Here is a 13,398-nt window from a genome sequence, read left to right on the forward strand (position 1 = left end):
TAGAACTGGCTAGTTATGTCCCAGCCTCTTTATCGATGGGCCTCTGTCCAGACGATGGCCGGATAGGCACGGTTGGCGAGTTCTGGGAACGGACGTGGGGTATCCGCCCCGAGCCAAATCGCGGTGATCGTCTCATCTGTCAATCCGACGTACCACATATCTTTGTGGGCGTTCGTCGTTCCGGTCTTACCACCGACATACGGACGCTTGATTTGCCCGGCATAGCGACCCGTCCCGTACGTCGTGACAGCCGACAACGCTTGTCGCATCGTCGCAGCTGTCTCTTCTGACCAGATGGCTTGTTTCGTCATGCTCGGGCTAATTGTCGGGGCGCCCGAGGCGAACCGAATCTCTTTAATCGTTTGGCCGGAGACGTAGACCCCGTTGTTCAAAAACGGCGTATACGCAGCCGCCAGTTCTTTCGGGGACACACCTTGTGTCAACCCTCCGAGCGCGCTCGCCATACTGTTGTCTTTATCAGGATCCCATTGGCTGAACATAAGGTCAGCCGTGGCGTAAGCCGCCTGTTGGTCGATTTGATTGAACGCGGCAAGCGCCGGCGTGTTGAACGAATAGGCGACCGTATCGCGGAACGTGACGTCGCTCAGGACGCGATTGCCGCTATTGGTCGGGCAATACGTCCCGTAACAGACGGGACGGCCGTCGAGCATCGTATCGAGTGTCGCGTTCGTCTCCTCGATGAACGGGGCAAAGACGAGAATTGGTTTGATGGCCGACCCTGGTTGTCGGAACGCTTGCGTCGAACGGTTGAACTCGCCACTTTGCTTCATTTCCGAGTCGACGAGGGCGACGATTCGTCCGTTCGGCGTCAGTTCGGCATAGCCGCCGTTCAGTCCGGCAGGCAATTCACTTAACTCCCGTTTCGCAGCCATCTGGCGTGCGACGGACAAGTACGTCTCGACTGTCGCCTGATTGCTTGCCAAGTAGTCGCGCGCCGCCTCTTCGTCTAGGTCGTACCGGGTTCGCACGAGCCGAATCGCGTCTTTCATGACGGCATCCATGTAGTCGGGATATCGAATCTCGTGGCGTTTATAGCTGGCTTTCAGTTTCACGCCATGTGCCGCGTCATAAGCTTGTTTTGAGACGAGCCCGGCTTCTTTCAGTTGCGTCAAGATGCGGTCTTTTCGTTCGTAAAACGCCGCGGACGGGTTGAGCGGGTCGTACAAGGATGGATTGTTCGGCACCGTCAGCAAATAGGCGATTTGGTTCCAGTTCAAGTCCTCGAGCGGACGCGAGAAGTACGTGTCGGCCGCGGATTGGATGCCGTATACGTTATGCCCGAAGAAAATCACGTTGCTATACGAAGTGATGATTTCTTTCTTGCTATAATTTTTTTCGAGCGCCCGCGCGATCATCAATTCCTTCACTTTTCGTTCGTACGTCCGCTCGTGCGTCAAGTAAACGTTTCGCGCCAGCTGCTGCGTAATCGTGCTCCCGCCTTGGACCGATGTCTCATTGGCGTTATTGATAAACGCCCGGGCGATCCCGCTCAAGTCGTAACCTGGATGGGCGTTGAACTTGCGGTCTTCAATGATTATGATGGCGTCACGAATGTGGTCGGGTAGCCCGTCTAGAGAGACGTCATCGCGGCGCCCGCTCAAATAGAGCGTCTCAGCCCCGCCTTTATAGGCGAGGGTGACGGCGTGCTTCGGCGACAACGGCGCCGTTTCGACGGTCTCCTCGCCCCACGCGACAATCGTCTTCGCTTGTTCGATTTCCTCTTTCAACGCACTGCTCACGGTAAATCCGACAGCGATCAGTCCGGCAAAAAAGAGTGTTCCTACCCATGCCCGCATTCGCTCACCCCTCTCTTCATTCATTATATCGTCAATCTTTCAACAAATTTCAAAATGTAAACGTTATCATATAATAATTTGGGCAGGAATACATTAGGAAACAGCGAAAAAGGGTAAAAGAGGTTTATATTATGAATTTAGGAGGCTGTACTATGAAGCAAGAAATGGTTGCGATGCTCCTCGCGGGAGGGGAAGGGAAGCGACTCGGGCCCCTTACGCGTAAGACGGCGAAACCGGCTGTCCACTTTGGAGGGAAGTACCGAATCATCGATTTCCCATTATCGAACTGTACGAATTCGGGAATTACGACAGTCGGTGTGTTGACACAATATGAACCGCTTGAACTGAACCGTTATCTTGGCATCGGGTCGGCATGGGATTTGGACCGCCGCAACGGAGGCTTGGCCATCTTGCCGCCATACCAGGCACAATCGGGGAAAAACTGGTACGAAGGTACAGCGAACGCGATTTATCGAAACTTGAGCTATATCGACGATTACGATCCAGAGTACGTCTTGATTTTGTCGGGTGACCATATTTATAAAATGGATTACGAGAAGATGCTCGATTTCCATAAAGAAAAAGGAGCGGACGTCACCATCTCGGTCATGGAAGTGCCGTGGGACGAAGCCCCTCGTTTCGGGATTTTGAACACGACCGACGACCTCCGCATTAAAGAGTTTGAGGAGAAGCCTGAAAAACCGAAGAGCAACTTGGCTTCGATGGGGATTTACATCTTTAACTGGAAAGTGCTTCGGGAGCACTTGATTCAAGACGCGGAAGATGAGACGTCAAGCTTTGACTTCGGGAAGAACATCATTCCGAATACGCTACTCGACGGACTTGACGTCTTCGCCTACAAGTTCAAAGGTTACTGGAAAGACGTCGGTACGATTCAGTCGCTCTGGGAAGCGAACATGGACTTGTTAGAGGAAGATCCACCGTTCGACTTATACGACCCGAACTGGAAGATGTATTCAGTCAACCCGAACCAGACACCGCAATACATCGGGAAAGACGCCTGCGTCGAACAGTCGGTCATTAACGAAGGCTGTCAAATCGAAGGGGAAGTCCAACACTCCGTCTTATTCTACGACGTGCGTGTCGGCGAGGGGTCACTCGTCAAAGACTCTGTCATCATGCCGGGGGCTCGCATCGGAAAAGATGTCACGATTCATCGAGCCATCGTCGCAAGCTGTGCCGTCATCGAAGACGGAGCGACAATCGGCGAGCCGGGTGGTGAGATTGTTGTCATTGAACCTCACGAAAACATCGAGAGCGGAGCAGTATTCAAACAACGTGCTTGAACTTAAAAAAGACCGACGCAAGGAGGCGTTATTGTTGACGAATGATTTGTTAGGGGTCATCAACTTAGGGACCGAAGAAGGATTATTTCCAGAGTTTACGGGACATCGCAATTTGGCGTCCGTCCCGTTCTCTGGACGTTATCGACTCATTGACTTCACATTGACGAATATGATTACGCAAGGCATCAATCAAGTCGGGATTTTCACGCTCGACAAGTATCGCTCGCTCATGGACCATGTCGGTTCAGGGAAAGAGTGGGACCTTGACCGTTCGCAAGGCGGCCTTCACATCTTCCCACCGGCGTTAAAGCCGGACGGGGAAGCTTATTTGGGCGACTTGGCAAACTTCTCGATGCACCGCGAACACTTCGTACGCAGTAAACAGCCGTACGTCGTCATCACAGGCTCAAACGTCTTGACGACAATCGACTTCCAAGACATGCTCAAGCACCATAAATCGATGGGCGCGGACATTACGCTCGCCTATACCGGGCACGAGCAAAAGTGTGGGTACTGCCGCCCGATTCGTCTCGGTGAGAACGACCGTGTCGTCGGCATCTCGGAGCGGGGCTTTAGCCCGGACGACGAGTACGCATACACGGAGACGATCATCATGTCGAAGAACTTGTTCCTTCGACTCGTCGATGAGGCGACGTCACGTGGCGAGTATGATTTACTCGACGGCGTGATTCGCCCGCAGCTCCATCGCTTACACGTTCACGGTTACCACTATACAGGTAAAATGCAAGTCATCCATTCGGTTCTTTCGTACTATAATGAAAGTATGCGTTTGCTTCGTCATGAGGGAATCATCTATGATTTCCCGCACATCTATACGAAGATCAAGCACGAACCGCCGACGCGTTATTTGAAAGGGTCGAAAGTGAATGAAGCGCTCGTCGCCAACGGCTGTAAAATCAGCGGCGAAGTGCAAAACAGTATCTTGTTCCGCGGCGTCGTCATCAGCGAACATGCCCGCGTCAAAAATTCAATCATTTTATCCAAGTCCATCATCGAAGAAGGCGCTGTCGTCGAGAACGCCATTTTAGATAAAGAAGTGGTCGTGAAACGCGGACAGGTCATTCGAGGGACGGTCGATGAACCGATCGTCATCGGAAAACGGACAACGGTGTGAAGGAGGATATTATGAAAATATGGTATGTCGCTTCAGAAGCGGCACCGTTCATGAAAACGGGGGGGCTTGCCGATGTCATCGGCTCGCTCCCTCAAGCGGTGTCTGGCCTTGGTGAGGAAGTCAGTGTCGTCATGCCGAAGTATGGCACGATTGCTGAGGAATACGTCGAGAAGATGGAATACTTATTCGATTTGATTGTTCCGGTCGGCTGGCGCAAGCAGTTCGCCGCGGTGCTCAAACTCGAACACGATGGCATCACGTACTACTTCATCGATAACGAATACTATTTCAATCGCGAAGGTGTGCTCTACGGACACTATGACGACGCGGAACGATTCGCGTTCTTCTCACGTGCCGCCCTCGAGATGATTGGGAAGTTAGACGAGACGCTCGTGCCGGACGTGCTCCACTGCCACGACTGGCAGACCGGTGTCGTGCCGGCGTTTTTACGGATTCATTATCAACATATCGAAGCGTATCAAAAGATTCGCACCGTGTTTACGATCCATAACCTTCAGTACCAAGGCATCTTCCCTGAAGACGTGCTCGGCGAATTACTTCAATTCGGGCATGAACACTTCACGGCCGAAGGGATTCAGCATAACGGGCTCGTCAATTACATGAAGGCGGGAATCGTCCATTCCGATCAAATCACGACGGTCAGCCCGTCTTATCGTGATGAAATCATGGAGCCATACTACGGGGAAGGGCTCGACGCGGCCCTCCGGCATCGCGCCGTCGACGTCCGTGGGATTTTAAACGGTCTCGACTTGGCGACGAACGACCCGAGCACGGACAAACGCATCGCGAAGACGTACGACTTGGACACGGTGAAAGAAGGGAAGGCCGTCAACAAACGTGCCCTTCAAGAGCGGTTCGGGTTAGAAGTAAGGGATGACGTCATGCTCATCGGATTTGTCAGCCGCCTCGTCGAACAAAAGGGTCTCGATTTGATTAATGGGGTGAGCGATGAGCTCGGTAACCTCGATTGTCAATTTGTCTTCCTCGGCTCAGGTCAACCTGAGTATGAGGCGATCGTTCATGAGATGACGGCGCGCCATCCGGGTAAAATCGGCTCTTATATCGGGTTCGATATCGAGCTCGCCCATTTAATTTATGCCGGATCGGACGCATTCCTTATGCCGTCACGCTTTGAGCCGTGCGGCCTCAGCCAGTTGATTTCGATGCGTTACGGGACGCTCCCGATCGTTCGTGAGACGGGCGGACTTCGTGACACAGTGAAGCCATTCAACGAATATACGCAGGAAGGGACCGGTTTTGGGTTCTTGAACTACAACGCTCATGAAATGCTCGCCACGATTGAAAAATCGATTCGTGTCTTCTATGACCGCAACACGTGGAATGCCCTTGTCCATCAAACGATGACGGCGGACTTCAGCTGGAAACAATCCGCGAAGCAATACCGTGAGCTCTATCACTTATTCGCATGACTGGAAGGAGTTTTACACACATATGTTCACAGACAAACAGAGCTTCGTCACTTCGTTTAAAGACCGATTCGTCGCCTTAAACGGGAAATCGTTCAAGGAAGGGACCGAGCAGGAAGTGTATCAGACGTTGGCTACGATGGTGCGTGAGCAAGCAATCCCGAAATGGATTAACACGCGCGACAAGCAAGAAGAGAAACAGAGCAAGCAAGTCATTTATTTCTCGCTCGAGTTTTTGTTAGGTCGTTTCCTTTACAACAACTTGCTCAGCATGGACGTGCTCGAAGTCGTTCAGGAAGGTCTCGAGGAGCTTGGATTCGATTTCTTTGAAATCACCGAGTTCGAGCCGGAGCCGGGACTAGGGAACGGGGGACTCGGTCGATTGGCCGCCTGCTTCCTCGACTCGCTCGCTGCGCTCAGTCTGCCGGGTCACGGGAACGGGATTCGTTATCGCTATGGCCTCTTCAAGCAAAAGATTGTCGACGGCTATCAAGTCGAGCTCCCGGATAACTGGCTTCGCGACGGCAACATGTGGGAGACGCGCCGCGCCGACCGTGCAGTCGACGTCAACTTCGGTGGCTGGATTGAGATGCGCCAAATCGGCGACCGTCTGCGTGTCGTCCATCATCCGGACGAAGTCGTCCGGGCCGTCCCGTACGATATGCCGGTCATCGGTTACAAAAATGATGTCGTCAACACACTCCGTCTATGGAACGCCGAATCGCCTTACGACGATGAGGAGTATATGGAACGGACGAAAGGGTCATACAAAGACTTGCTCAAATATAAGCAGTCGATTGCGACGATTTCTGAATTCCTTTATCCGGATGACACGACGTACGAAGGAAAAGTGCTGCGCCTGAAACAACAATACTTCTTCGTGTCGGCGGGCATCCAATCGATGATTGCCTCATATCTCCGTCATAACAAATCGCTTAAACATCTAGGTGACCATTACGCCGTCCACATTAACGACACGCACCCGGTCGTCGCGATTCCAGAATTGATGCGCATCTTGATGGATGAGCACGGCTACGGATGGGACGAGGCGTGGCGTGTGACGAAGAGCGTCATGTCGTTCACGAACCATACGCTCCTCGCCGAGGCGCTCGAAAAGTGGCCGGTCGAGATGTATGAGCGGTTGTTGCCGCGTATTTATCAAATCATCGAAGAAATCAATCGTCGCTTCTGTCGCGACGTGCTCGTCAACTATCCGCATCTCGAGCCGCACATGGGGGAAATCGCCATCGTCTCGAACGCGCATATCAACATGGCGAATTTGGCCGTCGTCGGCTCGCACTCGACGAACGGGGTCGCTCAAATCCATACGGATATTTTGAAGCAGCGTGAGATGCGACACTTGTATGAGATGTTCCCGCTCCGTTTCAACAACAAGACGAACGGGATCACGCACCGTCGTTGGTTACTCAAGTCCAACCCGCGCCTCTCGAACTTGATTACGGACGCGGTCGGCCCATCGTGGATTGAACATCCGAACGACCTAGAGAAGTTGATGGGCTTCTCGAAAGACGCGAGCTTCCAAGAGCAGGTCATGGACGTGAAGCAACAGAACAAACTCGATTTGGCGTCATATATTCAAGACGAGACGGGCATCACCGTCGATCCGAACTCGATTTTTGACGTTCAAGTGAAACGGCTGCACGCCTACAAGCGTCAGCTTATGAACGCGCTCCACATCCATGCGCTCTATCAAAAGATTCAGTCGGACCCGACGTTCACGATGGTGCCGCGGACGTTCATCTTTGGTGCGAAAGCAGCCCCAGGCTACTATTACGCCAAAGAAGTCATCCGTTACATCAACGCTCTCGCGACGATGATCAATCACGATAAACGGGCGAGCCAGTTCATTAAGATCGTCTTCCTTGAGAACTATCGCGTCTCCATGGCAGAACGAATCTTCCCAGGCTCTGATGTGAGCGAGCAAATCTCGACGGCGAGCTACGAAGCGTCAGGGACCGGCAACATGAAGTTCATGATGAACGGTGCGCTCACGATCGGGACGCTCGATGGGGCGAACATCGAGATTCGAGATGCGGTCGGAGATGACCATATCTTCATCTTCGGCTTGACGCCGCAAGAAGTCATGAACTACAAGAAGTTCGGCGGTTATCATGCGGCGGACATCTATCATGCGAACCAAGAAATACGTGATGTCGTCGACGGTCTCGTCAACGGAACGTTCGATAAGGTCGGTGAGTATCAATTCCAGGCGATCTTTGATTCGCTGCTCGTCTACAACGACGATTTCCTCGTCTTGAAAGACTTCGCCTCCTATATGCAGGCACAGCGTCGGGCCGGGGAAGTGTTCGCCGATAAGGCGCGTTGGGCCGAGAGTTCAATCGTCAACACGGCCAAATCGGGAATCTTCTCGAGCGACCGGACCATCACGGAATACGCGAACGCGGTTTGGAACATCAAACCGACGAGCGTGAAATAAAAAACGAGATCCACCCGTTATGGGTGGACCTCGTTTTCTGGATAAGAGATCCAGTCAGAATAAGAGCCGGGGTAAAGACGGACATCATCTTTGCCGAGGGCGTGTAACGCTAAGATGTTGACACAGGCGGTGACCCCGCTCCCGCAGTAAAAGATTGGGTTCGGGACATCGAGCACGTCAACGTAAAGCTCTTTCAAATCATGAAAGTCTTGCAACGTGCCGAGATCCGTGACGGCGTCAGCATATGAACAGAGGAGGGCGTTCGGAATATGTCCTGCCTTGTGGTCAATCGGTTCGTGGCTGCCGTCGAAACGGTCGGCCGTGCGGGAGTCATACAGCTCTGCCGTACGTGCGGCCTTCACGTCTTCGATCGTGGCAATCATCTCGTCTTGGAATTGAGGGACATAGTCAGACGCCGGATAGTTCGGGATCTCTGTCGTCGTCTCGCCACAGTATGTGATACCGGCTTGAATCCCGCCTTCGAGCACAACGACGCGCTCATGTCCGGCCCATTTGAAGAGCCACCAGGCGCGCGCGGCGTATGGGAACCCGTCGTCGTAAATGATAATCAAATCGTCTTTTTGAATCCCGATGCGACGGAGCGTCGCCGTCCATGCTTCTTTCGAAGGGAGCGGGTGGCGGCCACCGTGCTCTTCAACGGGACCAGACAAGTCTTCCATCAAATCGAGAAAGACCGCGTTCGGGAGATGGCCTTGACGATACACGTACTTCCCGTAGGAAGCGTCGTTCAGGGAATAGCGGCAATCGATAAAGCGAATCGAATCCGTGTGGACGATGTGTTTCAATTCTTGGGCACGCATAGTTGGGAACATAGAATCACCTCGAAGTTTCGTTACTTCCATCCTATACAAGATGGAACAAATTGGCGAGTACTTCGATTGAATTTTAAATGTCGAAAGGGGAACTAACCATGGCATGGCAACAAACGTATGAACGGTGGAAACAACACGAGGCGCTCGAGCCGCATCTTCGGGTCGAGCTCGAGGAGATGGCGAAAGATGATACGTCACTCGAAGACGCCTTCTATAAGACGCTCGAATTCGGGACGGGCGGAATGCGTGGCGAAATCGGGCCTGGGGCCAATCGGATGAACATCTATACGATTCGGAAAGCTTCAAAAGGGTTCGCCGATTTCATCGCCGCTTCTGGCGAAGAGGCGAAACGTCACGGTGTCGTCATCGCGCACGACTCCCGTCACTTCTCACCAGAGTTCGCGCTCGAGGCGGCACGGACGCTCGCTTCGAACGGGATTAAGACGTACTTGTTCCCGAGCCTCCGAGCGACGCCAGAGCTATCGTTTGCGGTGCGTCACTTGAACGCCTTTGGTGGGATCGTCATTACGGCGAGCCACAATCCTCCAGAGTACAATGGTTTCAAAGTATACGGTGCGGACGGCGGACAGTTGCCGCCGGCAGAAGCCGACGAACTCGTCTCATACGTCAATGCGATTGAAGACGAACTGTTGATTGAAGTGAAAGAAGAGGCGGGCCTTCGTTCAGACGGCACGCTCGTGACGGTCGATTCATCCGTCGACGCGGCCTACATGGAGGCGTTACAGTCGATTCGCATCCATCACGACGTCCAAGGAGATCCGCTCAAAATCGTCTTTTCACCACTCCACGGCACCGGCCGTCGCCCCGTCATGGAAGGGCTCAAGGCGTATGGCTTCGAGCACGTGACAATCGTTGAAGAACAAGCCGAGCCAGACGGTGCGTTCCCGACGGTCAGTTACCCGAACCCGGAAGAACGGGCCGCGTTCGAGCTCGCCATGCAATACGGCGACCGCGTCGGGGCTGACCTTTTGATGGCGACGGACCCGGATGCCGACCGTGTCGGCTTCACGGTCCGAGACCGAAGCGGGGAATGGTTCGTCTTGACGGGCAACCAGACCGGGGCCCTTCTCATGGATTACATTTTGTCGCAAAAAGTAGAGACCGGGACGCTCCCGTCGAACGGGTTCGTCGCCAAGACGATCGTCACGTCTGAACTCGGGGCGGCGATTGCCAAGGCGTACGGGGTCCATCTCGAGAACACGCTCACCGGCTTCAAGTTCATCGGCGAGAAGATCAAGCAGTACGAGGAGTCGGGCGAATACGAGTTCTTGTTCGGTTACGAAGAGAGCTACGGTTATTTGATTGGCGACTTCTGCCGCGATAAAGACGCCGTCCAAGCATGTTTACTTGGTGCCGAAATGGCTGCCTTCCATAAACAGCACGGCCGGACGCTGTATGATGCGCTCCAAGCCGTGTATGAAAAGTACGGTTTCTATGAGGAGTCGCTCCAGTCGATGACGCTTAAAGGGAAGGCGGGACTTGAACAAATCGGCCGGATGATGGAAGCGTTCCGTGCGAACCCGCCGCAAGAAATCGGCGGCTACGAAGTCGTCCGTTTCGAGGACTATAAGAAACAAGTCGCTACCGACCTGCGTCAAAACAAATCCGAAGCGATTGACTTACCGTCTTCGAATGTGCTCAAATTCATCTTTGAGGACGGCTCATGGTTCTGCCTCCGTCCATCGGGGACCGAGCCAAAAATCAAGTTCTATTTCAGCGTTCACGCGGACAGTGCCGAGAAGACGACGGCGAAACGTGAAGCGATTGAACGCGATGTGATGAAGCAAGCGAAAGCCATCGATTGATGTTTGACCACTGCCCTGACGAGGGTGGTGGTTTTTGTTTGACAACGTATGCCCCCGTCAGTATGATGAGTATATTGTTTAAAACCATGTAATCGTATATGGATTATCAGGAAGGTGGAATTTATATGAAGAAATCATTAACGGCTGTACTCGCATTCGGCGCATCATTCGGGGTGCTCGCAGCTTGCGGCTCAGAGACGAACAGCGGTTCGGAAGAGACGGTCATCACGGTCGGGACAGAAGCGACATACCCACCGTTCACGTACAAAGACAAAGGTGAACTCACAGGGTACGACATCGATGTCTTGAACGAAGCGGCAGAGCGGGCCGGTTATACGCTCGAATTCGAAGCGATGGACTTCAAAGGACTCGTCCCGGCACTCGACGCGGAACGGATCGACTTGATCGCCAACCAAATGAGCATCACGCCAGAGCGCCAAGAGAAGTATTCGTTCTCTGACCCGTACGCGATCTCAGGCGCACAAGTCATCGTCGGATCAGACAACGAAGACATCCAAGGCATCGACGACCTCGAAGGAAAAGTCGTCGGCTCGACGCAAGGATCTGTGTACGCACAGATGGCTGAAGAAGCTGGCGCCGAAGTGAAGTTCTACAAAGGTGCGAACCAAGTGCTCCAAGACCTTCAAGTCGGTCGCCTCGACGCAGCCTTGAACGACCGTCTCTTCATCTTGACAGAGCTTGAGAAGACGGGCTACGACGTGAAAGCAGTCGGTGACGTCTTCAACCAGAGTCAAGCCGGCTTCATGGCCCGTCAAGACTCAGACGTGCTCGAAGGCTTGAACGAAGCGCTCGCTGAAATGAAAGAAGACGGCACGATGGAGGAAATCGGAGAGAAGTACTTCGGTGAGGACATCAGTCAATGAATGAACTGATCACGACCGTCATCGATAACCGTTCGGTCTATCTTGAAGCCGTGCAATTGACGTTGATCGCCAGTGTGCTATCGATTCTGCTTGCATTGGTACTCGGTCTGATCATTGCGTTGCTTCATAGTAGTCCCATCAAACCTGTCCGGTGGTTCACGCGGTTATACATCTCGTTCTTCCGCGGGACCCCGCTCTTGTTACAATTGCTCATTCTTTACGTCGGATTGACGGGCTTCGTCCAGTTGAGCGGCATGCAGGCGCTCATCTATGGACTCGGTCTCCACTTCGCGGCGTATATCTCGGAAGCGTTCCGCGCGGCCATCCATTCGGTCGACAAAGGGCAAGTCGAGGCGAGTGTCGCCCTCGGGATTCCGCGTGGGAAACGATTCAAAGACATCATCTTCCCACAAGCCTTGTCGCGTGCGATTCCACCTGTCTCGAACTCGGTGATCGATATCATCAAATCGACGTCGCTCGGTTCGGTCATCGCGGTTCAAGAATTGACCTACGTCTCGGATCAAATCGCCGCGACGACGTATCTCGTCATGCCGCTCCTCTTGTTCTCGGCAACGATTTATTGGATTTTGTCGACGCTCATTCAAGCGGGCCAGCATCGTCTCGAACGTCGCTATGCGGTTCGTTAAGCACAAAAAGCAGTCACTTCTCATCTTACGGTTGAGAGATATGACTGCTTTTTTGTATTATGGATTGCAAAAATCACAGTATGCCGGGGAGGCGTATACGTCAGGATCAAGATATTCTGTTAGTTGATAGTGACAAGTAGAGCAGGCGTGGATATGTCGCACAATTTGTTTAGTAGGAGAATGACACTGCTCGCATAATCGCCCAGGTACTTTTCGTACGACACGGAAACCCGGTGTTTCACATTTTGGGCATAATGAATTTGCTTGTTCAATTAGTTTTCTCGTCGCCATCTCAATATTTTTCATGCGGGTTGGATTGGCGTATGCCCGCATGTCCGTCTCTATAAAAACTTGTCGATTCGTCGATTTGTTTAAGCAATACGTAAAAGCTTCCTGCAGCGATGATTCATCCGCAATATTTTTTAATATAACGGAAGAGTGTTCATCATCTGGTCGGAGGATTACGTGATGGTCTGGAAACCCAACTTCATTCACGAACTGAAGCGCGGAAGAATAGTTTTGAACGACGGTATGATTAAAATTTGTATCGATTCCTTCGTAATAACCTTGTAATTCAATATTTCGTTCATAATCTTTTAGTAACACCAATTCAGTGTTCCATGGAATAGGGGCAAGAGGATGAAATCCGAATGTACCTTCACTGGCTATTCCAACATGTAGGTTTGACAGCTCTATGACCATATTTGCTTTTTTTCGTGCTGTTTCGAGTTGTGAGTCTTGCCGACCTATCTCTCTAGTAAATGTTCCGAACTGGTCGGTATCAAATTGATTTACATATAAGCGGCATCCTAGCTGTTCTTCAAGAAGGGGCTTTATAACTATTTCTTTTTGGTGCATTGTGACTAACATAACATCTCGATCTTTTAAAAAACTCATCACACGTTTCCTTTCTATTCACATACAGATTCCTTTTGAAAAATATAAAGGAGCGATTCAGTCAAAGTAAATATATTTTCAACAGTATGAAATAAAAAAGAAGTGAAACCACATTTAATCTGTACCCCATGTAAAGGACATTAATA

Annotated in this window: 10 protein-coding genes; 7 read left to right on the forward strand and 3 right to left on the reverse strand. The window is 52.1% G+C overall.

What is annotated here, in order from left to right:
• Nucleotides 1-29: 29 nt before the first annotated feature.
• Nucleotides 30-1,817: a transglycosylase domain-containing protein gene (locus tag RT52_RS17595; RefSeq protein ID WP_034816582.1), complete on the reverse strand. Its 1,788-nt coding sequence runs from the start codon at nt 1,815-1,817 to the stop codon at nt 30-32.
• 152 nt (nt 1,818-1,969) lie between these two features.
• Between RT52_RS17595 and RT52_RS17600 the strand changes: the two genes are divergently transcribed.
• The 4 genes from RT52_RS17600 to RT52_RS17615 are packed head-to-tail and all read left to right on the forward strand — an operon-like array spanning nt 1,970 to nt 8,165.
• Entirely contained in the window at nt 1,970-3,124 is a 1,155-nt protein-coding gene (locus tag RT52_RS17600) for a glucose-1-phosphate adenylyltransferase (RefSeq protein ID WP_034816585.1), read from the forward strand.
• Nucleotides 3,125-3,158: 34 nt separating this feature from the next.
• Nucleotides 3,159-4,259 (forward strand): glucose-1-phosphate adenylyltransferase subunit GlgD, encoded by a 1,101-nt coding sequence (gene glgD / locus RT52_RS17605; protein ID WP_051690313.1) that lies wholly within the window; start codon nt 3,159-3,161, stop codon nt 4,257-4,259.
• A gap of 11 nt (nt 4,260-4,270) precedes the next feature.
• Nucleotides 4,271-5,710, forward strand: a complete 1,440-nt coding sequence (gene glgA / locus RT52_RS17610; RefSeq protein ID WP_034803799.1) for a glycogen synthase GlgA — start codon at nt 4,271-4,273, stop codon at nt 5,708-5,710.
• Nucleotides 5,711-5,732: 22 nt separating this feature from the next.
• On the forward strand, nt 5,733-8,165 hold the full coding sequence (locus RT52_RS17615; RefSeq protein WP_034816588.1) for a glycogen/starch/alpha-glucan phosphorylase: 2,433 nt from the start codon (nt 5,733-5,735) through the stop codon (nt 8,163-8,165).
• A gap of 17 nt (nt 8,166-8,182) precedes the next feature.
• On the opposite strand, the gene RT52_RS17620 is transcribed toward RT52_RS17615, so the two are convergent.
• A complete protein-coding gene (locus RT52_RS17620; protein WP_034816590.1) occupies nt 8,183-8,998 on the reverse strand; it encodes a sulfurtransferase in 816 nt (271 codons plus the stop codon).
• Between the two features lie 98 nt (nt 8,999-9,096).
• Here RT52_RS17620 and RT52_RS17625 point away from each other — a divergent pair, with 98 nt between their 5' ends.
• The 3 genes from RT52_RS17625 (at nt 9,097) to RT52_RS17635 (ending at nt 12,355) form a co-directional block, all read left to right on the forward strand.
• On the forward strand, nt 9,097-10,824 hold the full coding sequence (locus tag RT52_RS17625) for a phospho-sugar mutase (protein ID WP_034816592.1): 1,728 nt from the start codon (nt 9,097-9,099) through the stop codon (nt 10,822-10,824).
• Nucleotides 10,825-10,949: 125 nt separating this feature from the next.
• The gene (locus RT52_RS17630; protein WP_034803830.1) at nt 10,950-11,708 is read left to right on the forward strand and encodes a transporter substrate-binding domain-containing protein; all 759 of its coding nucleotides are present in this window, start codon (nt 10,950-10,952) and stop codon (nt 11,706-11,708) included.
• On the forward strand, nt 11,705-12,355 hold the full coding sequence (locus tag RT52_RS17635; protein WP_024372505.1) for an amino acid ABC transporter permease: 651 nt from the start codon (nt 11,705-11,707) through the stop codon (nt 12,353-12,355). Before RT52_RS17630 ends, RT52_RS17635 begins: the two co-directional genes overlap by 4 nt.
• 57 nt (nt 12,356-12,412) lie before the next feature.
• Here RT52_RS17635 and RT52_RS17640 read toward each other — a convergent pair whose 3' ends face one another.
• Entirely contained in the window at nt 12,413-13,252 is an 840-nt protein-coding gene (locus RT52_RS17640) for a DUF6671 family protein (RefSeq protein WP_034816595.1), read from the reverse strand.
• Nucleotides 13,253-13,398 lie beyond the last annotated feature (146 nt).

The sequence above is a fragment of the Exiguobacterium alkaliphilum 12/1 genome, assembly GCF_000714435.1.
Lineage (GTDB): Bacteria > Bacillota > Bacilli > Exiguobacteriales > Exiguobacteriaceae > Exiguobacterium > Exiguobacterium alkaliphilum.